This window comes from Pseudoalteromonas sp. SG45-5 (genome assembly GCF_014164085.1).
GTDB classification, from domain to species: Bacteria; Pseudomonadota; Gammaproteobacteria; order Enterobacterales; family Alteromonadaceae; genus Pseudoalteromonas; species Pseudoalteromonas aliena.
Genome location: NZ_JACJEM010000025.1, coordinates 1 through 26,567, shown reverse-complemented (window position 1 = coordinate 26,567; position 26,567 = coordinate 1). Strand labels below are relative to the sequence as shown.

Below are 26,567 nucleotides of genomic sequence, written 5' to 3'. Positions count from 1 at the left end.
AAGTTAAACAATAAATCTAGGGCTGTTCATATTAAGGTTCAATTAATAGCAGTGTACTTAGTTGCTGAGCAAGGCCACGCTTATATCGTGTGGCTACTTTCTATAAATAGACGACCAACAGTGCATAAAAGTTAAACTTTGAGTTCGTTCTAGAGGTTTTTTGAGTTTAGTAATTAGATTATAGGGCATTAAGCAGTTATAATTGTTGGTATAATATACAAAAAGGTACACGCATAATTGTTTGTACTGTGGGCGATACGCATTTGTTATACAAATTACTACCTGCTTTAAACCTTAGGTTTCTTATTTTATTGTTAGCACTTACTGCTTCTGTAAGCACACTTGTAAGTAGTTTTTATTCTACCTATCAGGTGCAAAAAGAGCAGCTAATGAGCTACACATTAAAAAGTAACTACGCTTATGCTAACAAGCTAGCATCTGCAACCGATAACTTTTTAGAGGCGGCAATGCAGCAATTAGCTTATTCAGCTAAAAAAATAGAGCTGGGTATAAATAATGATGCGCTTTTGCAAGAAGAAGTAACAAGATTAAATTTACAAACAAATAGCTTTAACTCTGTGGTTATTAATAAGCGCGGTATTATTGCTGCCACCTCACCTGATTTACCTCAAATTATCGATAAGCCAATTTATTCAACAGGGGCCTTACAGGCCTTGGAGCAAAAAAAACCATTAATTAGTGAGCCCTATATGTCGGCTGCGGGAAATTTGATTATTTCTATTTCATACCCGCTATTTAATTTACAAGGCGATTATTTGGGTTATGTAGGCGGAACTCTTTATTTAAAAGAGCGCAACATCTTAAATAGCCTACTTGAGCAGCACTATTATAAAGGAGGCACCTATATTTATGTGGTTGATGTAAATAAACGCTTACTTTATCACCCAGATCACGATCGTATTGGTACTTATATTGCCAATAATGCCATTATAGATAAGGTAGTTGCAGGAGAAAGGGGCACTGCTATGGCTTTAAATAGTCAGGGTAATGAAATGCTTGCTGGTTTCGCGCCTGTTGCACAAACGCAGTGGGGAATTGTTGCTCAGCGACCAGTTAAGGCCACACTTGCATCGCTTGATTTATTAATAGTTGAGGTTATAAAACGTACGTTACCTATGGCTATTATTACGTTTATTTTAATTGGATTATTTGCTCACTTTATTTCAAGGCCTTTAAAACAACTTGCTGAAGGCGCCACTACACTGGATGATCCAGATAGTCTTGCAAAGTTGAAAAGTATTAAATCATGGTATTTTGAAAGCCAAAGGTTAAAACTTGCCATGCTCAAAGGAGTGAATATTTTGCAAATGCAAATAGGGCAGCTTCGTCACGATGCGCAAACAGATCCCTTAACCGAAACTCATAATCGTAGAAGTTTAAATGGTTTGCTCAACCAGCTTATGCTTAAACAAACACCCTTTGCAATATTAGAAATAGACATCGATTTTTTTAAACGTGTAAATGACACCTTTGGGCATGATAAAGGTGACGAAGCGCTTAAAGCACTTACTAACATCATAAAAAAGTTATCTCGAAAAGACGATATTGTAGCGCGTATTGGTGGTGAAGAGTTTGTGCTCGTATTACCGAATGAAAATAGTGAAAGCGCGCTTAATATAGCAGAGCGATTACGAACTACAGTTGAATCCACAAGTATGGAAACCATTGGATTTATAACTATATCTATAGGTATTGCAACTTGGCCTGAGCATAGCAACGACATAGATCAAGTGTATAAATGTGCCGACAAAGCGCTATACCATGCAAAAGAACATGGTCGAAACCAGTGCGTTGTTGCACAAATAAGTTGAGCTACCTGATCACAAAGCCTCTGAATTAATACAGAGGCTTTTTATTTTTATTAAAATTACCTTTCTTAAGTTTTCTTTAAGTTTCGCTCGCTAAATTCTAAACATACACTTTATATGAGCGATGTTTATGCAATTAGCACAATTACCTTCATTACCCGATTTCATAGAAAATAATTCACGCGTTGTTAGTGCAGGGCTCAACGATGAGCACCGTAAAGCGCTAGAAGATACCGTTAAAGAAGGTTTTTTAGTTGCTTATAACGCAACGCTCACATCTTTTATGCCACTACTTAGCCAGTACACTACATGCGAAGGGAAATGCACTTTAGGATTAAGACAAGCCATGGAACCTTTATTTATAGAGCAGTATTTAGCTGAGCCTATTGAACACTTTTTACCAGAGCATACACTGCGCGATAAGGTATTTGAGCTTGGCAACTTGTGCTCAACACACCGAAAAGCCACTCTTGGGCATTTTATTGTTGTTAATGAAGCGCTGCAAAGTGTGGGGGCCAAGTATTTAGTATTTTGTGCTACTAAAAAAGTGCGCGCATTACTGCGTTTGCTCGGTGTTAATTGCACTGAAATTGCAGTCGCGAATAGTTTTGTTGTTGAGCATCCATTAAATTGGGGAAGTTATTACGCTAACCAACCAACAGTATGTGTTGTGAGTTTAGAGCAAGCGCATCAGCAAGTACTAAATACACCTATGCTTTATAGTTTAATGCAGCAAAATCACACTGAAATTAACTCGCTTGTGAATGCATTGGTGAATGTATGAGCATTTACAATACGCAAACAAACACGCCTATTATTGTTGCTCATCGTAGTAATAAAACACAAAGTATTAGCGGCGTTGAGTTTGACCAACAAGTAAAAGAGTTAGCGAATTCGTTACATGATTTTAGCGGTAAGGTTGTTGCATATAAATTAGATAACACACCAGCCTGGTTAGCTTTAGATGCTGCGACAACATTTGCTAACAAAATGGCCGTGCCTATTGCTCACTTTTTTAGCGAGCAACAAACGCATTATGTATTGTCGCAATGCGGTGCTAATTTATTTATTAGTGACACTGCAAACCTCTCTTTGGGTGAGCCCACCACATCTATTACTGTATTTGAATTTTATACGTTATATATTTATGAAATAGCTGCTGTAAAACCAGTCAGTTACTTTGCCGGAACACAAAAAGTAACCTTTACATCAGGTTCTACTGGGCAGCCTAAGGGAGTCTGTTTATCGGCAAATAGTCAAATTCAGGTAGCTCAATCGCTTTGCGATAAGATTAATCTTAAAAACCCTGTTCATTTATGCCTATTACCGCTTGCTGTATTACTTGAAAATATAGCGGGTGTGTATGCCCCTTTAAAAAGTGGTGGCACTGTTCACGTAATGCCACTTAATAAGCTTGGCTTTGTTGGGTCGGCATTAAAAAAACCAGCCCAGCTTATTGCAGCTATTGATAACGTTCAGCCAAGTACGCTGATCTTAGTGCCTGAGCTATTAACATGTTTGGTTGCTTTTGCTGAGCAAGGTTGGCAGCCACCAAGTTCATTACAATTTATAGCCGTTGGTGGTGCGCTTGTTAGTGAAATGTTAATCGAAAAAGCGCGTCGTTTAAATTTACCGGTATACCAAGGGTATGGTCTATCTGAAGCCGCATCGGTTGTCAGCTTAAACACGCCAACAAACGATAATCTTCACAGTGCAGGAACAGTGCTTCCACACCTTCAAACCAAAATTGAAGACGGCCAGCTGTTCATAAAAGGTGAGATATTTTTAGGTTATTTGAATCACCCACCGCATGATAAAAACCACTGGTATGCCACCGGTGATCTAGTCGAACAACGTGACAATACTTTATTTATTAAAGGCCGCCTAAAAAACCTAATTATTACTAGCATGGGGCGTAATATCAGTGCCGAATGGCCTGAGTCACTATTACTAAGCCAAAGTGGCATATTACAAGCCGTTGTGTTTGGTGAAGGGAGGCCTTTTTTAACCGCCATTATGTATGTATTAGATAAGGTGAGTAATAAACAACTAACTCAATATATTAACGCTGTGAACCAACAACTACCCGATTATGCACGCATTCAAAAATGGCATCGTTTAGCGGTTCCGTTGAGTGTGCAACAAGGGTTATTAACTACAAATAATCGCCCAAAACGAATGGCAATTAGTCTGCATTATCATGACGTTTTTAAGCAATTTTATCAATTTGGAGAAGTAATTAATGAGTGATTTTTTTAACATCCTTAAAGAGCAAACGAAGCAAGATCAAGATTACTTACTCGCAGCGCCTATTATTCAGCGAGTTTTTAAAGGTGAAGCATCACTGGAAGAGTATGCCTCGTTTTTAGCACAAGCGTATCACCACGTTAAACACACCGTGCCGTTAATGATGTCTTTAGGAGCACGATTAACCGACGATAAAGAATGGCTGCGCGAAGCAGTTGCAGAATACATTGAAGAAGAGATAGGTCATCAAGAGTGGGTACTTAACGATATTGCAGCCTGCGGTTTTGATAAAGAAACCGTACGGTGTAGTCAGCCACAATTTGCCACTGAAATGATGGTGTCTTATGCGTACGACTCTATTGCTCGTAAAAACCCATTGAGCTTTTTTGGTATGGTACATGTGCTTGAAGGGACGTCCATTGCACTTGCAGATGGTGCCGCTTCAAATATTGCAAACGCTGTGGGCTTACCTCAAAAAGCATTTAGTTATTTAACGTCCCATGGTGCGCTTGATATAGAGCACGTAAAGTTTTTTGAAAACCTAATGAATCAAATAACAGACGAGGCAGATCAACAAGCCATACTCCATGGGGCAAAGCGCTTTTATCGTTTATATGGTGATATATTTCGTGGTTTGGATGATGAGCCTTTTTTTAAAGCCAATATACAAGGCAAATGGGCATGAGCAGCTCTTTATGTGTATTAACTGGCGCCACCGGCGGAATAGGGCAAGCGATTGCTAAAGCCCTATACGCTAAAGGGTGGAAATTACTCCTTGTTGGGCGAAATGCTCAAGCTCTTGAAAAACTCAGTGCTGCATGCTCAGACAGTGAAATATTTATTGGCGATTTAACCGACGATACAACACGCATTAATTTAGCTGTAAAAGCAAAGCAACTCGGCGGCGTTAAATTGCTAATTAACAATGCCGGTGTTAATGCAATGCAAAGTCTTGAGCACACAAGCTCTGAGCAAATAGACAATATGCTAAGTACCAATTTGTCGGTGCCTATTAAATTATGTCAGCTATTTTTAGGGCAGTTAGAGTATACCAAAGGCACCATTGTTAACGTGGGATCATCGTTTGGCAGTATTGGCTACCCGTTTCAAACACTTTATTGCGCGAGTAAATTTGGTTTGCGTGGTTTTACAGAGGCGCTTTCGCGCGAACTATACGGTTCGGGTGTTAAAGTCGCTTACCTAGCACCAAGAGCCACTGACACCACCATTAATAACAGCAAAACCCGTGCGTTGAATAAAGAGCTCGGTAATAAAATGGACTCGCCAGAATTAGTTGCCAGAGAGTTACTTGCGCTTCTTGATTCTAATCAGACACGGCGTTTTATCGGCTTTCCTGAAAAATTATTTGTACGCATTAATGGTGCTTTTCCACGTATTGTAGATAACGCCATTGCAAAACAACTACCTAAAATAAAACGTTTTTTAAGTTAAAAATAGATGAACAACGAGGATAAAATTATGTATAAAATGACCTTAGCATTATATTTAGTATTCACGAGTGTATTTACTGTATCGGCCTATGCTGATGAATCGCAAGATTTAGTCGCTATTCAACAAAAGTGGGCAATTGCTAATTATGAACTTAAAGATGACGCGCAAATAGATGCGTTCACGAAATTAAGTGAGCAAAGCGCGTTATTTGTTAAAAACTACCCAAATTTGGCACAAACGCATATTTGGAATGGTATTGTGTTAGCTAGTTTTGCTGGTGCAAAAGGCGGGTTGGGAGCACTTGGTTTAGCAAAAGAGGCAAAAACGTCACTTGAAAATGCACTCTCGATTGATGGCACTGCACTCGGTGGCTCAGCTTACGCAAGCCTTGCAACGCTTTATAGCAAAGTACCTAGCTGGCCAATTGGTTTTGGTGATGATGACAAAGCTGAAAAATTATTTAAACAAGCACTCGCTTTTAATCTCGAAGGCATTGATACTAATTACTTATATGGTGAATACTTGTATGATGAAGGCGATTACAAAGAAGCGAAAGCGCGTTTGCTGGTAGCACAAGCTGCGGGTATCCGTGATACTCGTGCAAAAGCAGATGAGTACCGCCAACAAGCAATAAGCCAGCTATTGGCAAAAGTAAACAAAAAACTTAAAAGATAAACGACACAATGCATTTATTACTCGTTGAAGACGATCATTTAGTGGCGCAAGGGCTTATTCGCTCTTTGCGCCAAGAGGGCTATAGCGTAGAGCATAGTGGCACAGTAAAACACGCCCTAGAATGCCTTTCTAGTGGTGAAATTGAACTCGTTATTCTCGATTTAGGGTTGCCAGATGGTGACGGTTCACTGGTTTTAAAGCATATTAAAGCACAAAAAAAAGTAATTCCTGTGGTCATTTTAACCGCTCGCGGCAGTATAGACGACAAAGTGCAAGGTCTTGATATGGGCGCTGATGATTACCTTGCAAAGCCGTTCGACCCCGCAGAGTTATTTGCGCGACTACGTGTGGCAAGTCGACGTGTTAATCAAACTCAATCGAGTTTACTGCAATGCGGGGAGGTGGTCATAGACAGCTCTGCTCATACGGTGACAGTCAATGGAGAGTCACTGACATTACCGCGTAAAGAATACATGCTTTTAAAAGCGTTAATGGAAAACCAAGGTCGTGTGCAGTCAAAACAACAACTCGAAAACAAACTTTACCAATGGGGTGAAGAAGTCGGCTCTAACGCGATAGAAGTACACATTCACCACCTTAGAAAAAAATTCCCTAGCGACTTTATTAAAACCTTACGTGGCATTGGCTACGTGGTTGGCAAGCGTTAGAGCGTGTTTATCTTTCGAGGTTGAAAATGTCTATTCGTAAACGTCTGACCTTAATTTTACTGTCTATGATGGTGCTTACGTGTTTTTTAGCATTAGTAAAAGGCTATCAAAAAAGTATGCATCATGGTGAAAACTTGCTTGATGATGAGCTTAAAATAGTTGCAGGGGTTTTAATTGAACAGCCATTAGCAATAACCACAAGTGCAGTGCAAGTAAGTAATAACAGCGCTCAATTGTTGTATCAAATTTGGCAAGGTACGACATTGCTTAGCGGCTCGATGAGTTTAACGAATAACCAAACCAGTTTTAACGAAGGTTTTCAAACTGCCAACATAGCAGGGCAACGCATGAGGGTATTTGTATTAAATAAACATGCACGTAAAGTGATTGTGGCCGAGCCAATGGCAAAACGATTTGAGCTTGCTGAAGCAGTTATTTTATCGGCAATGTTACCTATGTTGTTGGCAGTCCCTTTACTTGCTATTTTTATCAGCTTTTTTGTTAAATATGCCCTTGCACCACTTACTCGACTCTCGAAGCAATTGGCCCTTCGTCAAGCGAATGATTTTACGCCAATTAACTGGCAAGTGACTGATGAAGAAATTAAGCCCGTTATCAATCGCTTAAATGACTTATTTAAACGGGTAGAAACCGCCTATTTAAGAGAGCGTTTTTTTGCCTCAGATGCAGCGCACGAATTGCGCACACCGCTTAGTAGCTTAAAAATAAATGTGCATAATTTGGCAAACAAACAAAACATGCTGCAAAGTAATGAAGAGCTACAAGCGATGTCGCAAGGTATTAATCGCTTGAGTAATATTGTAGAGCAAATGCTGATTTTAGGACGTACTCAACCAGAGCAGTGGCAAAAACAGTTCAGTGAGCAATCCTTACTAGCGATTACACAACAGGCTGTGTCGGAGCAATACGACAAAATAGATGCTAAAAATCAAACTATTAGTCTCGAAGGTGAGGACTTTATAATTAATGGTGATGAATTTACTCTCACTACGCTTATCTCTAATTTACTCAGCAATGCTATAAAGTACACGCCTGATAATGGTCAAATTATTATTAAATTAGCATCAAGTAGCACAGGCTTTAGTTGGCAAATAGATGATTCGGGATCAGGCATGACTGAGGAGCAAAAAGAGCGAGTATTCAATCGTTTTTACCGAGTGGGTGGCGATCAGCACCCCTCAGGCGAGCAAGGTGCAGGTTTAGGCATGGCAATCGTGCAGCACATCATTGCTATTTATGATGCAAAAATAAAATTAAAAGATAGCCCTCTGGGTGGATTGAGAGTGAACGTTACTTTTACAGGGGCTCAATGTGACTAAACGCTTACTTAATCAATGCATGTTCCTTTTATTGTTGTTGTCGCTTAATGCTAAAAGTAAAGAGTATCTTATTGTTTTAAAAGATCACTTGTTTTATCCCTCGCAAATTATTATTCCGGTGAATAAAAAAGTAAAATTATTAATAGAAAATCAAGATAGTACGCCAGAAGAGTTTGATAGTTTTGATCTAAATAGAGAAAAAGTACTCTATCCAAACCGTAAAAGCGTGATTTATATAGGGCCGTTGAGTAAAGGACATTACGAATTTTTTGGTGAGTTTTCGCCAAATACAGCAAGAGGCGTTGTTATCGTTAGCGATGAGGAGACGCAGCATGCTGATAACTAGTTTAGTAATGAGCCTCAATCAATTACTACCTGTGGCTATTTTATTAGTATTACTCCAAGTAGTAGCAAAACAAAGTAGGGCGCAGGTGTGGTTTGCTTTAGTAATTGCTGCAGTAATGTCATTTTTGTATATGCAAAGTGCGTCGTGGGTGAGTCAGTGGTTTGAACATCAAGGCTTAGAATATTCACAAATAGGGCTTTGTGTTAGTGCATTTGTTGCTGCACTCGTATTTGCTATAAAGCAAAAAACAGCCGCATTTTATGTCGCAGTGATAAGTACAACAACATTATATCTAAGCCATTATATTATTTATCTCACCAGTTTTTGGCAAAACAGCGATGTGGGCCAAAGCTTGTTTATTGGCACTTTATTAGGCGTTGGAATTTGTTTGAGCTTTAGCGTTTTACTGTATTTTTTTATGAATGCAATTAAGCAGCGATTTGGTATTTACCCGCTGTTAGTGTTACTTGCTTTAAATAGTGCCGCTAAGTTATTAGTAGCGTTGGATTTAGCAAGCCAAATAGATTTAATAACAAACACTGCAACAGTGTGGGATTTACGTGACATATTAAGCGAAAACTCAGAACTGGGCCGTGTTCTGCGTGCTCTTGTGGGTTACGAGGCAACGCCTGATTTTATAAGCGTACTTATTTATAGTATGAGCAGCGCATTATTTTTATCACTTTGTTACTTTATTCCGGCATCAATAACTAAGGAACGTGTATGAAAGCAATCAACCTATATTTAGCACTTATTTTTACTGCTTTTTGTTTGTTGTTATTGCCATATAAAGCAAATGCAGATGGTATTGTTGTTGATAAGGTATACCACCCGTATGTGTTACCTTTTGAGCGTGAGTTTGAGTGGCGATTAGTGTCGCATCAAACAGATAGTGGCAACATGTTAGCGCAACGCGTAGGTATGGGGCGGGCTATTAACGATACAATGGCGCTTGAGGGATATTTAGTTGGTGAACGAGATGATAATGGTGACTTTGGTCTTGAGGCCTACGAGCTTGAACTACGCTGGCAATTAATTGAACAAGGTAGGCTATGGGCCGATTGGGGCGCGCTATTTGAACTTGAGAAAAAGCACAACGAAGATATATACGAAGCCACATCGGGTTTTGTAATCGAAAAAGAATTTGGTAAAACGAGTGTTACCATGAATGCCTTTTTGGTCTATGAGTGGGGGCAAGATATAAAAAATGAATGGGAAACGGAGTTTAGAGCGCAGTATCGTTATCGTTATCGCTCTGCCTTTCAGCCCGCGCTTGAACTATATGTGGGGGAAGATTTTGTTGGCATTGGCCCAGGGTTTATAGGGTTGCATAGGTTTGCAGGCCAAAAACAATTAAAATGGGAAGCCGGTTTTATTTCTGAAATAAGCCAATCAGAAAAGAACCATAGCTTTAGGCTCGCGCTAGAGTTTGAATTTTAAGAATAAAAAAGTAATAAATGTTTATTATTCAGTAGTGGATAAGTGCTTGACATATTTTTCGAAATCTATATAGTGGGCTGCAGCTAGAAAGAAAGCATGTAAGCTATAAATCTCCATTTCGATGTTGTATAAGTAATACTTGTAGTACCGTCCTGAAGTTTTTAAAGTACCATCTCATTTTTTGCTACACCCGCTCATATGAGCATATTTTTTATTTTATATCAGGATATTACAATGTCTAACATCGTATCAGGTACAGTTAAGTGGTTTAACGAGTCTAAAGGTTTTGGTTTTATCGAGCAAGAAAATGGCCCAGACGTTTTCGCACATTTCTCAGCAATCAAAAGCGAAGGTTTTAAAACTCTTGCTGAAGGCCAACGTGTAGAGTTTACTCTTTCACAAGGTCAAAAAGGTCCTCAAGCTGATAACATCACAGCTGTATAATTTTACTTTTTAAGTAAAATGAAAAAAAGCGCTTAAGGCGCTTTTTTTGTGCCTGAAATTTGAGTAAAACCAAGTAATACCTATTATTAATGTAAATTAATTAAGTGGTATTGTCATTATCAAATCCTTCCTTATTTTATCCTTATAAATCAGTGCTAAAACATACCATGAAACGGTTTAGTCTAGAGTATGAAAAACTCAAAGATGATTTTATAGCGATAAACACCTTAACTCTGATTATACCAATTGCTCCCTGCATTGATCTGCATTCATGCAGTCGACTATAAATAATTTTTAACGCAGTTAGTGAGTTGTTTAATGCGATAGAATGAGCATGTTTTTTAATAAAATAGGTATAATACCAAACTGCATAAATCTTTGATCAATTTAACGAATTAAATTGCACTATAGCGTCGTTAAAAATTTTTTATTTAGAACAATTAGATACAAAAATTTTTGCCTAGTTCTAGCGTAATTTTCTTAACGTTAAATAGACCCCATACATAAGCAGATTGGTATAAGTTTATTTGTCGTATGGTAGCCCTTTATTTTTCTTTATCTTTAAGAATGCGGTTTGTAGAGCTTCAATTAAATGTATATCCGTTTTTTTGTTTGCAGCTAAGTAGGCATCGATTGCTAGTTCATCTATTTTGTAAACAAACTTTAAGTGCGTAGGTTCTAGCTTTAAATAATCACTGATTTGTTGCATGTACAAAGGATCATCTACTACTAAATCGACTTTTTTAGTTAACAATAAAGAGTATGACTTTTGAATGTCAGAGGTCAAAACAACTTCAAAGCCAAGTTTGGCAAGTGTTTGTGTTGAAAAGTCATTGCGTTGCATTGCTATTTTATAGTTTTTTGCTTGTTCGATACTATTTATAACAATATCATTTCGCACTGATAAGCTAATAAAGCCTAGCTCAAAGCGTCCAACTGGCCCAATCCAATAAAATTTATCTTCTCGCTCCACAGTGCGAGCTAAGCTGTATATGAAAGTGTTTTTTAACTCATTAGCCACTTTGTAAGCGCGCGCCCATGGATACATTTGGATGTTAGGTGTTAGTTTAGCCTCAGCGAATATATCTCTAATAAATTGGGTGCCTTTTCCTGAGACCTCACCGTCAACCAATACTTGGTTTGGTGGTGCTAACTCTGTAACAACAAGCAGTGTTTCTGTCGCTTGCACAAACATAGAGCAAAGTAGGAAGAGAAAATAGAGGATGTATTTCACAGTAATAAATCGTTATTTGATTAAATATGATGTTCTTAGTGTGGCTTAAAATATTGAAAATACAAAAATTAATCATAAAAATTAGTGACTAATATATTGGTTTATTTAAATTTGAGTGTAAATATAAAGTTGTGTGCTGAGTTATGTTTTCACGTTGTACCAATCAGCTTAGGGTGCTGTGTAACGACGTTCTAAAATGATTTAATCCGCATGATTTTTATGCCAATTGAGTTTGCTATGAAGTGTTAAATGGTTAATAAATCGAATTATAAAGCCCTAAAACGATAAAAGGGCCTTGCGGCCCTTGGTGAAGTATCGTTCAAATCAGATAGTGCTTTAACCCCTTAAAGCGCTATCCTATTGTTTTGCAACACCGGTTATTTGTCTCTATCAGTTTCTAAGCTAGCGAGAGGAAAAAACCAGCAATTGCTGCGCTCATAAGGTTAGCCATAGATCCTGCTAACACTGCTCTGAGCCCTAAGCGTGCGATATCCTTCCGCCTGCTAGGCGCCATACCGCCTAACCCACCTAGTAAAATGGCTATCGATGATAAATTAGCAAACCCACATAGTGCGAATGTAACAATCGCTTGTGTGTGTGCGCTTAACGTATCGCGATAATTTATAAAGTCTAAGTAAGCAACAAATTCATTTACTACTATCTTTTGACCAATAAAACTGCCGGCTATAATTGCTTCATCCCATGGCACACCAAGTAACCATGCAACTGGGGCAAATACATAACCTAAAATTTCTTGTAGTGTTAATGTTGGATAATCAAACCATCCACCAATACCACCTAATAAACCGTTTAGTAACGCAATTAATGCGACAAAGGCAAGTAACATTGCACCAACATTAAGTGCTAAGTGCATACCGTTTGCTGCACCAGATGCCGCAGCATCAATTACATTTACAGGTTTATCTTCATCATCTAAATCTAAATCGGCCAAGTTATCCTTAGGCGTTTCAGTTTCTGGTACGATCATCTTGGCCATTAAAAAGCCGCCAGGTGCTGCCATAAAACTTGCTGCTATTAAATACTTAAGCTCAATACCAATAATAACGTAACCGGCCATTACAGAGCCTGCTACTGTGGCTAGGCCACCAACCATAACTGCAAACAATTCTGATTTTGTCATCGTTGCAATAAATGGTTTAACAATAAGTGGTGCTTCAGTTTGGCCAACAAAAATATTGGCGGTTGCTGAAAGTGATTCTGTACGTGAGGTTTTCAATAATTTTTGTAAACCACCGCCCAAAATCTTAATGATCCAGTCCATAATGCCAAGGTGATATAACACAGCAACCAATGCTGAGAAAAACACGATAACGGGCAAAACCTGAATCGCAAAAATAAAACCGAGTGTGTCTTGTGAAGCAAGCGGGCCAAATAAAAACCCAATACCGTCGTTAGCATAACCAATAACTGATGAAACGGCTGCTGACATGCTCGTTAATACATTTTTTCCTGCTTCAAAAAATAATACAAAACCGCCAATAACAACTTGCATAGCAAATGCTATACCAACGGTTCTTAAATTAATTGCCTTGCGATTAGTCGAAGCTGCAAAAGCAATGCTCAGTAGCACACACATGCCTACTAAGCTCATAAATGTTGTCATACAAATGTTTCCCGTTGTTATTCTTGTAGTAAATATTTTATCTTGCTTTTAATAATATCAATCGCAACACGATTCATACCGCCTCGAGTCACAACTAAATCGGCGTTATGCTTCGAAGGCTCAATAAATTGATAAAACATCGGTCTAACAGTTGCTTGATATTGCTCAACAACGGATTGTAATGTTCTGCCTCGTTGCTCCATATCACGTTGCATACGGCGCATTAAACAAATATCTAAAGGTGTGTCTATAAACACCTTAATATCAAATTCTTTATTAAGTGCTTTATCACTCAATAATAAAATACCTTCTACAATTAATATTTTTGCAGCGGGGACACGTCGTGTTTTTTCACTGCGTGTATGCTGCGCATAATCATAACTAGGTACTTCAACTGAGTTGCCACTGCGAAGTTGCGTTAAATGCTCTAACATTAACGCGTGCTCAAATGCATCAGGATGATCGTAATTCGTTTGCGTACGATGAGCCATCGGCAAATGCGACTGATCCTTGTAATAAGCATCTTCTTCAATAATGGCGATAGCGCCTGGTTCAAGCTCATTAACCAATTCATTATAAATTGTTTGGCTAAAAAGGGATTTGCCCGACGCCGATGCGCCTGCAATAGCTATAATAGTAGTTCGTGTCACTAAAGTTCTCACCCACACAGAAGGATATATTGTTGGTAGATCACAATAGCAAAAAAGACACGATTAATCTCTTTTGCTTCGCTCAGAACGTAAATTTATAATGTTTAGGTTTTATGAAACAGGACTTTTGTCCTGTACGGAAAATTCCAAGAGCAGATAAAGTAACCACCTAGAAACAAAGTGAGGTCAAAATGACAAGAGCAATTATCTTAATGGCAGATAGCCTAGGAATCGGTGCAGCACCAGATGCAGATAAATTTGGTGATCTTGGCGCAAATACATTCGCTCACTTACTAAAAGCATATTATGACGAAACAGGTACTGCGTTGTCACTTCCTAATTTATCTAAACTAGGATTAGTTGATGCGTGTGAAGCTGCCGGTGGCGAACCGTGTTTAATTTCAAATCGCCAAGCACCACAAGGTGCATGGGGTTACGCTAAAGAGATATCAAGCGGTAAAGACACACCATCGGGTCATTGGGAAATGGCGGGCGTTCCTGTGTTATTTGATTGGGGGTATTTCCCAAAAACACAGCCTAGTTTTCCGCAAGAGTTTATAGACGAGTTTATTGCTCGTACGGGTATTCCTGGCATTTTAGGCAATTGCCATGCATCAGGAACGACCATTTTAGAACAGCTAGGTGAAGAGCACGTAAAAACAGGTAAACCAATCTGTTACACCTCAGCTGATAGCGTGTTTCAAATAGCCGCGCATGAAGAGTCATTCGGCCTAGAGAAGCTTTATCAAGTTTGCGAAATCGCACGGGCGCTACTTGATGAAATGAATATAGGGCGAGTGATTGCGCGGCCATTTTTGGGTTCAAATAGTCAAGACTTTGCTCGAACGGGTAATCGTCGTGACTATTCAGTACTACCGCCAGCGCCTACGTTGCTAGATGTATTAGCAAAGGACGGCGGCGAAGTAATTAGTATTGGTAAAATTTCAGACATTTACGCGCATCAAGGCATAACCCAAAAGCATAAAGCACCAGGGCTTATGAACTTGCTAGAAAAAACCAGCGAAGTAATTAAAAGTGCGCCAGATCGCAGCCTGATTTTTACTAACCTAGTTGATTTTGATGAAAAATTTGGTCATCGACGTAACCCAGTAGGTTACGCAAAAGCATTAAAAGAATTTGATGACTATTTACCCACTATACTAAATCAGTTAAACGCAGATGACGTGTTAATGATCACTGCAGATCACGGCTGTGACCCTACCTTTCCAGGTTCTGAGCACACCCGTGAATACGTACCCGTTATTGCATATCAACCGGGTATGAGTAATACACCATTAGGTGAACGCAACAGCTTTGCAGATATAGGTCAAACACTGGCACAGTGGTTTAACTTATCTGCGCTTGATTACGGCGACAGCTTTTTAAATGAGCTAACAACGCCAAATAAAAAGGAAAACAATTAATGAGTACTCCGCATATCAGTGCAAACGTTGGTGATTTCGCCGAAACAGTATTAATGCCAGGCGATCCGCTACGTGCGCAATATATTGCTGAAAACTTTTTAGATGATGCAGTACAAGTGACAGGCGTACGTAACATGTACGGTTTTACTGGTACTTATAAAGGTAAGCCAGTAAGCATTATGGGTTCAGGCATGGGTATTCCATCTATGTCTATTTATGCGCGTGAGCTAATTGTAAGCTTTGGCGTTAAAAATATTATTCGTATTGGTACGTGTGGTGGTATTGGTACAGATATAAAAATCCGCGACGTAATTTTTGCACAAGGTGCAAGTACTGATTCAAACGTAAACCGTGCTCGTGTTCGTGGCTACGACTTTTCTGCAATCGCTAATTTTGACCTGCTTTTAAACGGCGTAAACGCTGCAAAAGAGCTAGGTATTAAAGCTAAAGTAGGTAACGTATTTACAACCGACACTTTCTACCAAGCAGACGACTCTTTTTATAAAGATTTAGACAAGTTAGGCATGCTAGCTGTAGATATGGAAACAGCCGGTTTATACGGCGTTGCGGCTGAATACGGCGCAAACGCAATGGCATTATTTACAGTAAGTGATCACGTGATCACTGGCGAAGCAACACCTGCTGATGAGCGTCAAAGTACGTTTAACGAAATGGTTAAAATTGCATTAGAGTCAATAGCTTAAATAATACATAACAGTTCCTTGGTAACGTATTCACTAAGTTTTGGAGACACGCCCAAAGTGAAGTGAGACTAAACCTCCAAAGCCGCATTTTATGCGGCTTTTTTTATGTCTTTATTTTTGTTATTTATGCAACTTTGATGCAGAGAAACCTAAGCTCAGTAACATTAATTAAAATTTTGTAATTATTTGTATTTATTAAATCATTTTTCTATTTTAACACTAATAACTTATTACTATTTTGTATATATTTAGTACTTAAGTGGCGACTTTTAATTGGTTTTGAGGTAATTTGTTATACTATATGTGAAATTAGTATTAGGTTGTTCGGTAAATGTTAATAGTAGACAGTGGACGTTCAAAAAACTTAATTTTTCCTGAAGAATGTTTTGAATACGATATAGCTAGTTATCATTTCCATTTTCAGCCTATTTATTGCTTAAAAACGGGAAAAATTAAGCTATACGAAGCGTTATTACGTAACAGCGAATCGACTACCAATATTGAAAAAACTGTAATGGCATTAATTTCACAAGGAAAAGAGGATTTATTAACATTGCACACGCTTAGTGCAGTAAAGCCGTTTTTTTCAGATAAGATAAAAAGCCCGCTTAGTTTTTCTCTAAACTTTGAGCCCGCACAAATTGCTTCCTCTCGATTTCCTGCACTCGTAAAATACTTTTTTAATCGTTTTAATATACCCAAGCAAAATGTAATGCTGGAGATTACTGAACGCGCCTGCTCTACAAAAATGTACCAATCAATGATTAAAAATATAGAAAAGTTAATTGCCGAAGGATTTGCTTTTGCAATGGATGATTTTGGTACTGGCATGTCTAATTTTGAGTTGTTATCGCAGCTAAATATAAAACTAATTAAAATTGATGGCTGTTTTATTAATCGCGCATTTGATAATAACTACTCTAAAAGTATTATCGAAATGGCAGCCACCTTTAAAGAAAAATTTAATTGCTCAGTGTGTATAGAGGGTCTTGAAACTCAAGAGCATATTGATTTTGTTAAAAAACTGAACTTTTGTTTTGGTCAAGGCTATGCACTTGCAAGACCAGCACCGCTTAGCCCTATTTTTGCGTAAATAAAAGATCACCTCGCTCTAATTTCCCCTGTAAGTTCACTTAGCTTAGTGCTAATGTTTACCTTATAAAGCTTACTTTTGCAGTGAGTAATGTTTAAATTACATATTAACTCGCTTAATTAAGTGAGCTATTTTGAGGTAAGAAAATCGTGTCGATAACAAGGCAAAAATTTCGTTATTTATTCTATATCAGAAGTTTTTAACGCAGTTAACGTCAGGTTTAATCCCTCAAATTGATTAAGTATTTTTGCGGATTGGTATTATTGATAGTTAAACTCTGGAGTCAAATATGTCGAACTGGGTTGATGCAAGCGTAAAAAAAGTAACGTGGTGGAACGAAACGCTTTTTAGTTTAACGTTAAACGCCGATGTTGAGCCATTTAAAGCAGGGCAATTTACAAAACTTTCAGTAATGGATAACGACAAACGCATCGTGCGTGCATATTCATATGTAAACTCTCCCGAAAATAACGATTTAGAATTTTACCTCATTAACGTAGCCAATGGTTTACTATCGCCACGCTTAGCCAAGTTGCAGCCAGGTGATACCGTTTTAATTGAGCGTCGTGCAACAGGCTTTTTTACCTTAGATGAAATACCACAAAGCGAGCAACTTTGGATGCTTAGCACTGGCACTGCTATCGGCCCATTTTTATCAATGCTACAACAATCTGAAATATGGCAAAAATATCAATACATCAATTTAGTACATGGCGTACGTTATAATAACGATTTGAGCTATCAAGAGCTTATTAATGAGTTGCTAAAACAGTACCCTGAACAGCTTAACTATATCCCCGTTGTTAGCCGTGAGAAGCCATTACAGGGGCTAAATGGTCGTATTACCAAAGCTATCGCTAATAAAACCTTATTTGAACACGTAAAACTAAGCCCAACTGCAAATAATGCTCAGTTTATGATTTGTGGAAACCCGCAAATGGTTAAAGACACAACCGAGCTACTTATAGGGCAAAACTTTAAGCGAAACCGCCGCAGAGAGCCTGGCCAAATAACGGTTGAACAGTACTGGTAAAGAGGGTGTTAGCAGCATGCGCACACTGCAAGTACATAATAACTACCCGAAAACTCTAAAATTTGCTATGTTGCGTGACTAACAACGTTTAGTGTTCATATTAGGAAAACTATGAAATCGTTATCTATTATTTTTGCTTCATTAATTACCTGTTTGGCGTTGAGTAGTTATGTTGCTGCTCAGCAATCTGAATCAGATGAAACTAAAAAAGCAAATACAGAACAAACGACAAACGATAAAATCAACACGCTAGAATATTCAGCGCCTGTGCTAAAAAAACCAATTATAAACAATACTAAAGTTGATGACTCTAAAGTATTGGGTAGTGAAGCTGCGCAACCAGTTACAAAACTTAAAAGTAAAATAGAAAAAGCAGCGGCTGTAGCGCAAGCTGAAAAAGTAGTGGCGCAAGCAAAAGAAGCACTAACAGCCAAACAACAAAGTAAAGCAAAGCAGTCGCGCGAATCACTTGCTGTGGTTGAGCAATTAATTAAAGCCTATAATGCACGAAACATAGAAGAATTTATTCGTGTATATGCTGAAGATGTAGAGTTTTATATTTTCCCTAATGAGCTATTATTTAAAGGAAAAGAAAAACTAATAGCACGTTATGGGCTAATGTTTAAAAAGCTAAAGTGTATCCACTCATCGCCTATTAAACGTATAGTGCATGGGGATATAGTGATTGACCATGAGTTATCAGAAACTTGCTCAACCGACGAAAACGTCGTAGATAAACGTTCAGAGCTTGTATCTAGTTATCAAATTAAAGACGGAAAAATAATCCGCGTATTATTCTTTCGTTAAAGGATCATTATGCAAATAAGTGAAGAAAAAAAAGTCCGTTTAATGTATCGAGTTGAGCCAGGTTGCTTAGGACCTGATGGTGCAAACCATATAGAAGATTTTTGTCGCTTTGCGAATAAGCATATTAAGTCGCCGTATTATGGTCAATTTGTATTTTTACCACGTTACGATAAGCAAGTCGGTGAGCGTCAATATAGCGTAAACAGCCGAAATTTATCTCAAGCGCAGGCTAAAGCATATTTAAATCACTTTGAAATAGAAATTGAGCATTTTGAAGAGCAGCTTGATGAATTGCTTACTAAAGCGATTGATTTATACTTTAAACGCTAACATTTTTACAAAGCGTAGCGGCGTATTCTATGTAGGCGTAGAGCTTGCTCACGCGAGAAGCGCAGCTTCTAATTACTGAGTCATTTAAAAACTGTGTTTTTATACGCCAGCAAGCTGCGCGTCTACAAGTTAGAGCAAATAATGAGGCCGAGTTTAAACATTTTAATGTAGGCGTAGAGCTTGCTCACGCGAGAAGCGGGAGCTTCTAATTATTAAATGCTACACAAAAAGGGCATACGCCCTTTTTTATCAGCTTAATTAAACTGGCTCACCGGCCACAATGGTATTAAAGCTTTCGTTATCATGCAGGCTTGCAAATGCGCTTTCATGTAATAACTCGTTTCGTAAATTAGGTGAATAATCTAATGCCATTTTTATATCAGCCAAGGCATCTGCGTGTTTATGTGTAAGCGCATAAGCACAGGCGCGTTGCCAGTAAGCGTAGCCATAATCGCTATCAATATCAATGGCTTGATTGCATAGCTCAATTGCTTGTGCAGTTTCGTTAATCTCTAATAATGCATCGGCTTTATAAGCAATTGCTTCTACATCTTCGGGTTTACGTTTTAAAATTTCGTCAAATATTTCAATTTTATTGGCAAAATCACTTTCTAAATTTGCGCGCATCCACAGAGAATGAACCTCATTGGTGACCGATATGCGTTCTTGGTTACTCAGTATTTCTTCAGAGCGCACACGTAATTTTTCTTCTAGAATTTTTAATCTATCCTCGTATTCATCGGTAATAACACTTACGCGTGTATTTACAATATCTTCTACTTTGTTTTTAACATCGCGTAGCGAATTCCAGCCAACCAATACTAAAATTGATGCTGTTGCGGTAATAATAAAAAATACATTATTAATCGTATCGGTGGTGTAAGTTATTGCACGATCGGCGGTATCAAGTTGTGCGTGAGTAACTTGTTTAGTGACATCTTCACGTAGCTTTTGTTGATCTTGACGTACGGCTTTTAATTCATCTAAAACGTAGCGCTCCAAAAGCGGTTTATACATTGGCTCTTTTAATCGATTTAATTCTTGCTGTTGTTCTTGTGCTGTGAGCACATTAGCTTTTTGTTCTGCTGCGTTCACTGTGGCCGACAAAAGTGTAAAGCAAACAAATAGTAATGATATGTAATAACGCATTGGTACGCCTAGTTAAATTAATTGCGAGTGTAACTTTAACACGCACAGCTAAAAGGCACAAAGCTAGTCAAGCCAAAAATTTTGCAAAAAAAGGCCAGTTCAAGGAGAACCGGCCGAAACTGCTTAAACAACAAAAAGTTGTAGGGAATCACAGGAGAATAAATTACATACTAACTACACCTAACTGAACTATAACTTAATTTAATTCAATTAGTTAAAAACTAAATAAAAGTAGAAAGTAAAGGTGTATTGGGCTTATGTAATACACCTTTATCATAACTACAATTTCATGGTGAAGGGGGGTGTTCCAATGTGCGCTTGAGTAAACTAAAGCCACTTTCAAACCCTTCACATACCATTACGGCAAAATATTTCGATTCGATCACCACTATTATAAAAAGATTAAATAGTTGAGTTCTAATACCCATCAAAATTATAAATCGGTGCAATCGTTTTAAACTGTGAGCCAGCGCTGGTATAGCATAATTTATACGCCTATATTAAGGATACGTAAGTTTTAGGTAGGCACACTGAGTGATACGTAAGGCAATTAAATAAAAATAGCCGTTACTTTATTAAGCACAACATTAAGCATAAGCGATGAAATTGATTAAGTATTTTTACTTTCCACAATAAGGATTTCAGAATGAGCAACTCTAAAGCGGGCCAATGCCCGGTCATGCATGGTAGTAATACCAAAGCGTCTAATACCAATACAGATTGGTGGCCAAATGCCCTCAACCTCGACATACTTCATCAACACGATACAAAAACAACCCCATACGATAGCGATTTTAGCTACGCCGATGCATTTAAAACGCTTGATTTAGAAGCTTTAAAAACAGATTTAAAAAACTTAATGACGCAAAGCCAAGAATGGTGGCCAGCTGATTGGGGGCATTACGGCGGGTTGATGATCCGTATGGCGTGGCATTCAGCGGGTTCATACCGACTCGCCGACGGGCGCGGTGGCGGTGGTACAGCTAACCAACGTTTTGCCCCACTAAATTCATGGCCAGATAATGGTAACTTAGACAAAGCGCGTCGTTTACTTTGGCCAATCAAAAAAAAATATGGCAATAAACTCTCGTGGGCCGATTTAATCATTTTGGCAGGTAACATGGCTTATGAATCTATGGGGTTAAAAACCTTTGGCTTTGCAGGCGGTCGTGAAGATATTTGGCATCCTGAAAAAGACGTTTACTGGGGAGCTGAAAAAGAATGGCTAGCACCAAGTGACGGGCGCTACGCAAATGTAGACAAACCCGACACAATGGAAAACCCATTAGCGGCAGTACAAATGGGCTTAATTTATGTTAATCCTGAGGGCGTTAATGGCAAGCCTGATCCACTTAAAACCGCAGAGCAAGTACGTGAAACGTTTGCACGTATGGCAATGGATGACGAAGAAACGGCTGCATTAACGGTCGGTGGTCACACGGTAGGTAAAACACACGGGAACGGTAAAGCCGAAAACCTAGGCCCAGAGCCAGAAGCTGCCGATATACACGAGCAAGGCCTTGGTTGGAATAACATCACCACACGCGGAATTGGTCGCGATACCGTAACTTCTGGTATTGAAGGTGCATGGACCACACACCCAACTAAATGGGATAACGACTATTGTAAACTTCTGTTAACTTACGAATGGCAGTTAACAAAAAGCCCTGCAGGCGCTCATCAGTGGGAGCCCGTTAATATTAAAGAAGAAGACAAGCCTGTTGATGTAGAAGATCCATCAATTCGCTTAAACCCAATAATGACAGATGCCGATATGGCCATGAAAATGGATCCCGCGTATCGCAAAATTATTGAGCGTTTTTATAACGACTTTGATTACTTCTCAGACGTATTTGCTCGCGCTTGGTTTAAATTAACTCACCGCGATTTAGGTCCTAAATCACGTTATTTAGGTGCGGATGTACCAAGTGAGGATCTAATTTGGCAAGATCCCGTGCCAACCGTTAACTACACACTAACTGACGCCGAAATTAGTGATTTAAAAACAACCTTACTTAATAGCGGTATTAGTGCTGCTGATTTAATTAGCACTGCATGGGATAGTGCCCGCACGTATCGTGGTTCTGATCACCGTGGTGGCGCAAATGGCGCACGTATTCGCTTAGCACCGCAAAAAGATTGGCAAGGTAATGAGCCAGCGCGTTTAGCAACAGTACTAAGTGCACTTGAAAAAGTACAAGCAGGTTTGAGTAAGCCTATTAGTATTGCCGACTTAATTGTTTTAGGCGGTACTGCTGCTGTAGAGCAAGCTGCTAAAAATGCCGGCGTTGATGTACTAGTACCGTTTGCACAAGGGCGCGGTGATGCCACAGACGACATGACCGATGCAGAATCGTTTGACGTACTTGAACCGATTCATGATGGTTTTAGAAACTGGCTGAAAAAAGACTATGTTGTATCTGCCGAAGAACTCTTGTTAGAACGTAGTCAGTTGATGGGGCTAAGCGCACCAGAAATGTCAGTGTTACTTGGGGGCATGCGCGTATTAGGGACTAACCATAATGACAGTCAGCACGGTGTATTTACAAGTAATGTCGGCACCCTAAGTAATGACTTTTTTGTAAACTTAACCGATATGGCATACCGCTGGGAGCCCGCAGATAAAGGCTTATACAATATTGTAGAGCGTACAAGCGGCGAAACTAAATGGACTGCAACACGTGTTGATTTAGTATTTGGTTCAAACTCCATTTTACGCGCGCTTGCTGAATTTTATGCACAAGACGATAACAAAGAACGTTTTGTACACGACTTCGTAAATGCGTGGGTAAAAGTAATGAACACCGACAGGTTTGATATCAAATAATCTGTGCGTTATATATTTGTAGGCGTAGAGCTTGCTCACGGCAGAAGCGTAGCTTCTAATTGCTTAACTATTTAAACACTGCGTTTTTATACGCAAGCAAGCTGCGCGTCTACAAATTAGAGCAATCTATGCGGTGGGTTTATGCATTTATTATTCATCACCCATAAAAAACGGCGCTAAATTTAGCACCGTTTTTGTAAGCAATTAGAAAAAGCGTTTACGCTTTTTTCTCTTCACAACTTGAAAGGTATTCGTCAAACGTACCTTGGAAGTCTATTACTTCTTTATCTTTTATATCAATAATACGTGTCGCTAATGATGATACAAACTCGCGGTCATGGCTTACAAAAATAAGCGTACCTTCAAAGTCTTTAAGCGCATTGTTAAGCGCTTCAATCGCTTCCATATCCATGTGGTTAGTTGGTTCGTCCATGACAAGTACGTTAACGTCTTGCATCATTAACTTACCAAATAACAGGCGGTTTTTTTCACCACCAGAGCAGTTGCGGGCTTTTTTGTTTGAATCGTCTGCGGTAAACAACAAGCGGCCTAACATGCCACGAACCATTAAATCGTTGTGCTTAGCAGTGCGCCATTGCGACATCCAATCAAACAAGGTTAAATCGTTATCAAAATCTTTAGTGCTGTCTTGTGGGCAATAACCAAAGGTCGCATTTTCAGACCATTTAATTTCGCCCTCTAAACTTTTTAGCTCATCTACTAAACAGCGTAAAAAGGTGGTTTTACCCACACCATTTTCGCCAATAACCGCAAGCTTAGCGCCGGCTTCTAGTAATAAGTCGCCACCAGTAAATAACGTTTCGCCATCAAAACCATGGCCAAGTTTATTAACTTCAAGCGCTTGACGGTACATTTTTTTACCTTCGTCAAACGAAAGTGATGGGCTCATACGGCTTGACGATTTAACTTCATCAAGCTTAATTTTATCCATTTTTTTAGCGCGTGAACTTGCTTGTTTAGCTTTTGACGCGTTAGCACCAAAACGGTTAACAAAGTCTTGTAGCTCGTCAATTTCTGCACTCTTTTTAGCGTTTTCAGCTAAAAGTTGCTCGCGTTGTAGGCCCGCAGCTTCTAAAAATTTCTCGTAGTTACCAGGGTAAATACGCAGCTCGCCGTAATCAATATCGGCCATGTGTGTACATACCGAGTTTAAAAAGTGACGGTCATGGGAAATAATAATCATCGTACATTTACGTTTATTAAGCTCGTTTGCAAGCCACGTAATAGTATGAATATCCAAGTTATTGGTAGGCTCATCGAGTAGCAAAATATCAGGGTTTGCAAACAACGCTTGTGCTAAAAGCACACGTAGTTTCCAACCTGGCGCTACGTTTGCCATTAAACCGTAATGAAATTCTTTATCGATACCCGCTTCAAGCAAAATTTCTTCTGCGCGGCTTTCTGCTGTATAGCCGTCCATTTCAGCAAATACGCTTTCAAGATCGGCTACTTTCATGCCGTCTTCTTCGCTCATTTCTGGTAACGAGTAAATACGTTCGCGTTCTTGCTTTACTTTCCAAAGCTCCACGTCACCCATAATTACTGCGTCTACAACGCTGTATTGCTCAAAAGCAAACTGGTCTTGGCTTAGGTTACCTACTTTTAACCCTGGAGTAATAGAGACATTACCCGCACTTGGTACAAGCGCACCGCTTAAAATTTTCATGAAAGTCGACTTGCCGCAGCCGTTAGCGCCAATTAAACCGTAACGGTTACCGTTACCAAATTTAGCTGAAATGTTTTCAAACAACGGCTCTGCGCCAAACTGCATCGTAATATTTGCGGTGGAGATCAAAAAAGGTAATCCTAGAATTAGTACTGACAGGAGTACGCTGCAGCAACACGCCACAAACAAGAACCAGACAATAGGGTAAATTAGCTGGCGAATTATACAGATCAGCCAAGAGGAAGGAAAGGTAAAAGGTTAGTTTTACAGCCATGAAGCTGTTTTCGGCGCATCTTATAATTTAATAACGCTTTAGCTTGCCAATAAGTGCCCAAAGCGTATTAAGTTTTAGAATGTATTTAATCGCGGCGCAATTTTAAAACTGCTTTATGTAAAGTACTGCTACTTAAATAACGCATCAAGCGCTGCTTTGTTGCTTTTTATATGTTGGCTTATTACGGCGACTTCTTCAGCCGAAACCGTTTTTTTGCTCAGCATTAAATGTATTGGGTCTTTATTTACAAACTTAATGTCGTCGACTAACTGCAAGTTAGCACTGCGCTTACTAAAAAACGCGCCAACGAGCGAGTCTTCAATTGCAAAATCAATGCGCTTTTTATTAAGTAGTTCAAAGCGCTTACTGGCCGAGCTGGTATATTCAATTTGTTTTTTATACCTTTTTTTATATTGCTCAAACTCTTTACCATAATAGCTTCCAAAGTTAGCACCTACAGTAAGGCCTTGTTCAAAAATATCGGCTAGGTTTTTAATGTTATGTGGATTGCTTTTATTTTCGTACAAGCGCATAACCTCAGTTCGGTAGCTATCGGTAAAATAAACATACTCAGCGCGTGCATCGGTATAGCTAGCAGCCCAGCCTATATCTATTCGGCCATGTTTTAATTCGGTAAAAGCGCGTTTTGAGTTAGGCAACAGCTCCACTTTAAAACAAAAAGGGGAGTCTTTAAAAATAATATTTAATGCCTCTACTTCAGTGCCTTTAAATATATCACTCATTCCCATGACATATGGCGGCCAAAAGGCATCGTGGGAGGCAATAGTAAATGTTCTGTCGCAAGCAAAAGCGCTGTGTGATGCGGTGCAAAGTAAATAGAATAAAAGGGTGTTTAGTCTCTTCATTACAGCTCTGTTTTAATTATTATTTGTTTATTATTAATACAGTATAAACCAGCTTGAGTATTTTAGTGAAAAAAGGGATGTGTAAAAATATAAATGCGAGGCAATTTACAAAACGAGCACGGGGGCCGAGCACTTAATTACACATTGACTTATATTATAAATTTAACAAATTATATTGTTGGTAACTTTAGCTATCGGTACACTAAGCTAAATTTATATATAGCAGAGCACGTTATGTCGCCAACAAAAATACGCAACGATGTTATAAAACTGAGTGCATTAAGCGCTAAAAAACCAAATTGAATCGCCCCGTGTTTGCCAGAGACTCAATAACTTGAGAAACTGGAACTATGAAAAAATCAAATCGCTATACATCAGAATTTCGTGAACGTGCAATTAGGCTTGTTACCACACAACAGCATGA

The 26,567-nt window shown here is 38.9% G+C and carries 25 protein-coding genes; 19 read left to right on the top strand and 6 right to left on the bottom strand.

Translation table 11 applies throughout. The features are described from left to right. Positions 1-389 precede the first annotated feature (389 nt). The 12 genes from H5119_RS09950 (at position 390) to H5119_RS09895 (ending at position 10,441) form a co-directional block, all read left to right on the top strand. Positions 390-1,832 carry a sensor domain-containing diguanylate cyclase gene (locus H5119_RS09950; protein ID WP_182702115.1) on the top strand — a complete coding sequence of 481 codons (1,443 nt, stop codon included), beginning with the start codon at positions 390-392 and terminating at the stop codon, positions 1,830-1,832. Positions 1,833-1,959: 127 nt separating this feature from the next. Beyond that, positions 1,960-2,613 carry a thermostable hemolysin gene (locus H5119_RS09945; RefSeq protein ID WP_182702114.1) on the top strand — a complete coding sequence of 218 codons (654 nt, stop codon included), beginning with the start codon at positions 1,960-1,962 and terminating at the stop codon, positions 2,611-2,613. Next, positions 2,610-4,079 (top strand): AMP-binding protein, encoded by a 1,470-nt coding sequence (locus tag H5119_RS09940; RefSeq protein ID WP_182702113.1) that lies wholly within the window; start codon positions 2,610-2,612, stop codon positions 4,077-4,079. Before H5119_RS09945 ends, H5119_RS09940 begins: the two co-directional genes overlap by 4 nt. Next, positions 4,072-4,761 (top strand): TenA family transcriptional regulator, encoded by a 690-nt coding sequence (locus H5119_RS09935; protein ID WP_182702112.1) that lies wholly within the window; start codon positions 4,072-4,074, stop codon positions 4,759-4,761. Before H5119_RS09940 ends, H5119_RS09935 begins: the two co-directional genes overlap by 8 nt. After that, positions 4,758-5,528, top strand: coding sequence for an SDR family oxidoreductase (locus H5119_RS09930; RefSeq protein ID WP_182702111.1), 771 nt, complete (start codon positions 4,758-4,760; stop codon positions 5,526-5,528). The genes H5119_RS09935 and H5119_RS09930 overlap by 4 nt, the downstream gene beginning before the upstream one ends. 27 nt (positions 5,529-5,555) lie before the next feature. Further along, positions 5,556-6,203, top strand: coding sequence for a hypothetical protein (locus H5119_RS09925; protein WP_182702110.1), 648 nt, complete (start codon positions 5,556-5,558; stop codon positions 6,201-6,203). Positions 6,204-6,211: 8 nt separating this feature from the next. Further along, the gene (locus tag H5119_RS09920) at positions 6,212-6,871 is read left to right on the top strand and encodes a response regulator transcription factor (RefSeq protein WP_182702109.1); all 660 of its coding nucleotides are present in this window, start codon (positions 6,212-6,214) and stop codon (positions 6,869-6,871) included. A 26-nt stretch (positions 6,872-6,897) separates the two neighbouring features. Further along, positions 6,898-8,211 (top strand): ATP-binding protein, encoded by a 1,314-nt coding sequence (locus tag H5119_RS09915; RefSeq protein ID WP_182702108.1) that lies wholly within the window; start codon positions 6,898-6,900, stop codon positions 8,209-8,211. Then, a complete protein-coding gene (locus tag H5119_RS09910) occupies positions 8,204-8,557 on the top strand; it encodes a cupredoxin domain-containing protein (protein ID WP_182702107.1) in 354 nt (117 codons plus the stop codon). The genes H5119_RS09915 and H5119_RS09910 overlap by 8 nt, the downstream gene beginning before the upstream one ends. Continuing rightward, a complete protein-coding gene (locus H5119_RS09905; protein WP_182702106.1) occupies positions 8,544-9,284 on the top strand; it encodes an iron transporter in 741 nt (246 codons plus the stop codon). Before H5119_RS09910 ends, H5119_RS09905 begins: the two co-directional genes overlap by 14 nt. Continuing rightward, the gene (locus tag H5119_RS09900) at positions 9,281-9,997 is read left to right on the top strand and encodes a hypothetical protein (RefSeq protein WP_182702105.1); all 717 of its coding nucleotides are present in this window, start codon (positions 9,281-9,283) and stop codon (positions 9,995-9,997) included. The genes H5119_RS09905 and H5119_RS09900 overlap by 4 nt, the downstream gene beginning before the upstream one ends. Before the next feature lie 234 nt (positions 9,998-10,231). Further along, the gene (locus H5119_RS09895) at positions 10,232-10,441 is read left to right on the top strand and encodes a cold-shock protein (RefSeq protein ID WP_002959120.1); all 210 of its coding nucleotides are present in this window, start codon (positions 10,232-10,234) and stop codon (positions 10,439-10,441) included. A 523-nt stretch (positions 10,442-10,964) separates the two neighbouring features. On the opposite strand, the gene H5119_RS09890 is transcribed toward H5119_RS09895, so the two are convergent. The 3 genes from H5119_RS09890 to udk form a co-directional block, all read right to left on the bottom strand. After that, entirely contained in the window at positions 10,965-11,636 is a 672-nt protein-coding gene (locus H5119_RS09890) for an ABC transporter substrate-binding protein (RefSeq protein WP_077535427.1), read from the bottom strand. A 436-nt stretch (positions 11,637-12,072) separates the two neighbouring features. Continuing rightward, on the bottom strand, positions 12,073-13,299 hold the full coding sequence (locus H5119_RS09885; RefSeq protein ID WP_077535428.1) for a NupC/NupG family nucleoside CNT transporter: 1,227 nt from the start codon (positions 13,297-13,299) through the stop codon (positions 12,073-12,075). Between the two features lie 17 nt (positions 13,300-13,316). After that, on the bottom strand, positions 13,317-13,949 hold the full coding sequence (udk, locus tag H5119_RS09880) for a uridine kinase (protein ID WP_077535429.1): 633 nt from the start codon (positions 13,947-13,949) through the stop codon (positions 13,317-13,319). Between the two features lie 191 nt (positions 13,950-14,140). On the opposite strand from udk, the gene H5119_RS09875 reads away from it, so the two are divergent. From H5119_RS09875 to H5119_RS09850, 6 genes are all read left to right on the top strand, one after another. Beyond that, the gene (locus H5119_RS09875) at positions 14,141-15,373 is read left to right on the top strand and encodes a phosphopentomutase (protein ID WP_182702104.1); all 1,233 of its coding nucleotides are present in this window, start codon (positions 14,141-14,143) and stop codon (positions 15,371-15,373) included. Beyond that, a complete protein-coding gene (gene deoD / locus H5119_RS09870) occupies positions 15,373-16,077 on the top strand; it encodes a purine-nucleoside phosphorylase (RefSeq protein WP_182702103.1) in 705 nt (234 codons plus the stop codon). The genes H5119_RS09875 and deoD overlap by 1 nt, the downstream gene beginning before the upstream one ends. Before the next feature lie 331 nt (positions 16,078-16,408). After that, positions 16,409-17,170: an EAL domain-containing protein gene (locus H5119_RS09865; protein WP_182702102.1), complete on the top strand. Its 762-nt coding sequence runs from the start codon at positions 16,409-16,411 to the stop codon at positions 17,168-17,170. A gap of 289 nt (positions 17,171-17,459) precedes the next feature. Next, positions 17,460-18,203 (top strand): ferredoxin--NADP reductase, encoded by a 744-nt coding sequence (locus H5119_RS09860; RefSeq protein WP_182702101.1) that lies wholly within the window; start codon positions 17,460-17,462, stop codon positions 18,201-18,203. 111 nt (positions 18,204-18,314) lie between these two features. Continuing rightward, a complete protein-coding gene (locus H5119_RS09855) occupies positions 18,315-19,010 on the top strand; it encodes a nuclear transport factor 2 family protein (protein ID WP_182702100.1) in 696 nt (231 codons plus the stop codon). A 9-nt stretch (positions 19,011-19,019) separates the two neighbouring features. Beyond that, positions 19,020-19,340, top strand: coding sequence for a hypothetical protein (locus H5119_RS09850; RefSeq protein WP_138585581.1), 321 nt, complete (start codon positions 19,020-19,022; stop codon positions 19,338-19,340). A 258-nt stretch (positions 19,341-19,598) separates the two neighbouring features. Here the strand turns inward: H5119_RS09850 and H5119_RS09845 are convergent, their stop codons facing one another. Then, a complete protein-coding gene (locus tag H5119_RS09845) occupies positions 19,599-20,489 on the bottom strand; it encodes a TPR end-of-group domain-containing protein (protein WP_182702099.1) in 891 nt (296 codons plus the stop codon). A 646-nt stretch (positions 20,490-21,135) separates the two neighbouring features. Between H5119_RS09845 and katG the strand changes: the two genes are divergently transcribed. After that, positions 21,136-23,316, top strand: coding sequence for a catalase/peroxidase HPI (katG, locus tag H5119_RS09840; RefSeq protein ID WP_182702098.1), 2,181 nt, complete (start codon positions 21,136-21,138; stop codon positions 23,314-23,316). Positions 23,317-23,533: 217 nt separating this feature from the next. On the opposite strand, the gene H5119_RS09835 is transcribed toward katG, so the two are convergent. Beyond that, complete coding sequence (locus H5119_RS09835; protein ID WP_077535440.1) at positions 23,534-25,132, bottom strand: ABC-F family ATPase; 1,599 nt, start codon at positions 25,130-25,132, stop codon at positions 23,534-23,536. Between the two features lie 273 nt (positions 25,133-25,405). Further along, on the bottom strand, positions 25,406-26,143 hold the full coding sequence (locus tag H5119_RS09830; protein ID WP_182702097.1) for an ABC transporter substrate-binding protein: 738 nt from the start codon (positions 26,141-26,143) through the stop codon (positions 25,406-25,408). Between the last annotated feature and the right edge of the window lie 424 nt (positions 26,144-26,567).

What these genes read in the sequence shown, in the direction of transcription:
- H5119_RS09950 (WP_182702115.1), top strand. Translation starts at nt 390, where the DNA reads ATGAGCTACACATTAAAAAGTAACTACGCTTATGCTAACAAGCTAGCA.
- H5119_RS09945 (WP_182702114.1), top strand. Translation starts at nt 1,960, where the DNA reads ATGCAATTAGCACAATTACCTTCATTACCCGATTTCATAGAAAATAAT.
- H5119_RS09940 (WP_182702113.1), top strand. Translation starts at nt 2,610, where the DNA reads ATGAGCATTTACAATACGCAAACAAACACGCCTATTATTGTTGCTCAT.
- H5119_RS09935 (WP_182702112.1), top strand. Translation starts at nt 4,072, where the DNA reads ATGAGTGATTTTTTTAACATCCTTAAAGAGCAAACGAAGCAAGATCAA.
- H5119_RS09930 (WP_182702111.1), top strand. Translation starts at nt 4,758, where the DNA reads ATGAGCAGCTCTTTATGTGTATTAACTGGCGCCACCGGCGGAATAGGG.
- H5119_RS09925 (WP_182702110.1), top strand. Translation starts at nt 5,556, where the DNA reads ATGTATAAAATGACCTTAGCATTATATTTAGTATTCACGAGTGTATTT.
- H5119_RS09920 (WP_182702109.1), top strand. Translation starts at nt 6,212, where the DNA reads ATGCATTTATTACTCGTTGAAGACGATCATTTAGTGGCGCAAGGGCTT.
- H5119_RS09915 (WP_182702108.1), top strand. Translation starts at nt 6,898, where the DNA reads ATGTCTATTCGTAAACGTCTGACCTTAATTTTACTGTCTATGATGGTG.
- H5119_RS09905 (WP_182702106.1), top strand. Translation starts at nt 8,544, where the DNA reads ATGCTGATAACTAGTTTAGTAATGAGCCTCAATCAATTACTACCTGTG.
- H5119_RS09900 (WP_182702105.1), top strand. Translation starts at nt 9,281, where the DNA reads ATGAAAGCAATCAACCTATATTTAGCACTTATTTTTACTGCTTTTTGT.
- H5119_RS09895 (WP_002959120.1), top strand. Translation starts at nt 10,232, where the DNA reads ATGTCTAACATCGTATCAGGTACAGTTAAGTGGTTTAACGAGTCTAAA.
- H5119_RS09890 (WP_077535427.1), bottom strand. Translation starts at nt 11,636, where the DNA reads ATGTTTGTGCAAGCGACAGAAACACTGCTTGTTGTTACAGAGTTAGCA.
- H5119_RS09885 (WP_077535428.1), bottom strand. Translation starts at nt 13,299, where the DNA reads ATGACAACATTTATGAGCTTAGTAGGCATGTGTGTGCTACTGAGCATT.
- H5119_RS09875 (WP_182702104.1), top strand. Translation starts at nt 14,141, where the DNA reads ATGACAAGAGCAATTATCTTAATGGCAGATAGCCTAGGAATCGGTGCA.
- deoD (WP_182702103.1), top strand. Translation starts at nt 15,373, where the DNA reads ATGAGTACTCCGCATATCAGTGCAAACGTTGGTGATTTCGCCGAAACA.
- H5119_RS09865 (WP_182702102.1), top strand. Translation starts at nt 16,409, where the DNA reads ATGTTAATAGTAGACAGTGGACGTTCAAAAAACTTAATTTTTCCTGAA.
- H5119_RS09860 (WP_182702101.1), top strand. Translation starts at nt 17,460, where the DNA reads ATGTCGAACTGGGTTGATGCAAGCGTAAAAAAAGTAACGTGGTGGAAC.
- H5119_RS09855 (WP_182702100.1), top strand. Translation starts at nt 18,315, where the DNA reads ATGAAATCGTTATCTATTATTTTTGCTTCATTAATTACCTGTTTGGCG.
- H5119_RS09850 (WP_138585581.1), top strand. Translation starts at nt 19,020, where the DNA reads ATGCAAATAAGTGAAGAAAAAAAAGTCCGTTTAATGTATCGAGTTGAG.
- H5119_RS09845 (WP_182702099.1), bottom strand. Translation starts at nt 20,489, where the DNA reads ATGCGTTATTACATATCATTACTATTTGTTTGCTTTACACTTTTGTCG.
- katG (WP_182702098.1), top strand. Translation starts at nt 21,136, where the DNA reads ATGAGCAACTCTAAAGCGGGCCAATGCCCGGTCATGCATGGTAGTAAT.
- H5119_RS09830 (WP_182702097.1), bottom strand. Translation starts at nt 26,143, where the DNA reads ATGAAGAGACTAAACACCCTTTTATTCTATTTACTTTGCACCGCATCA.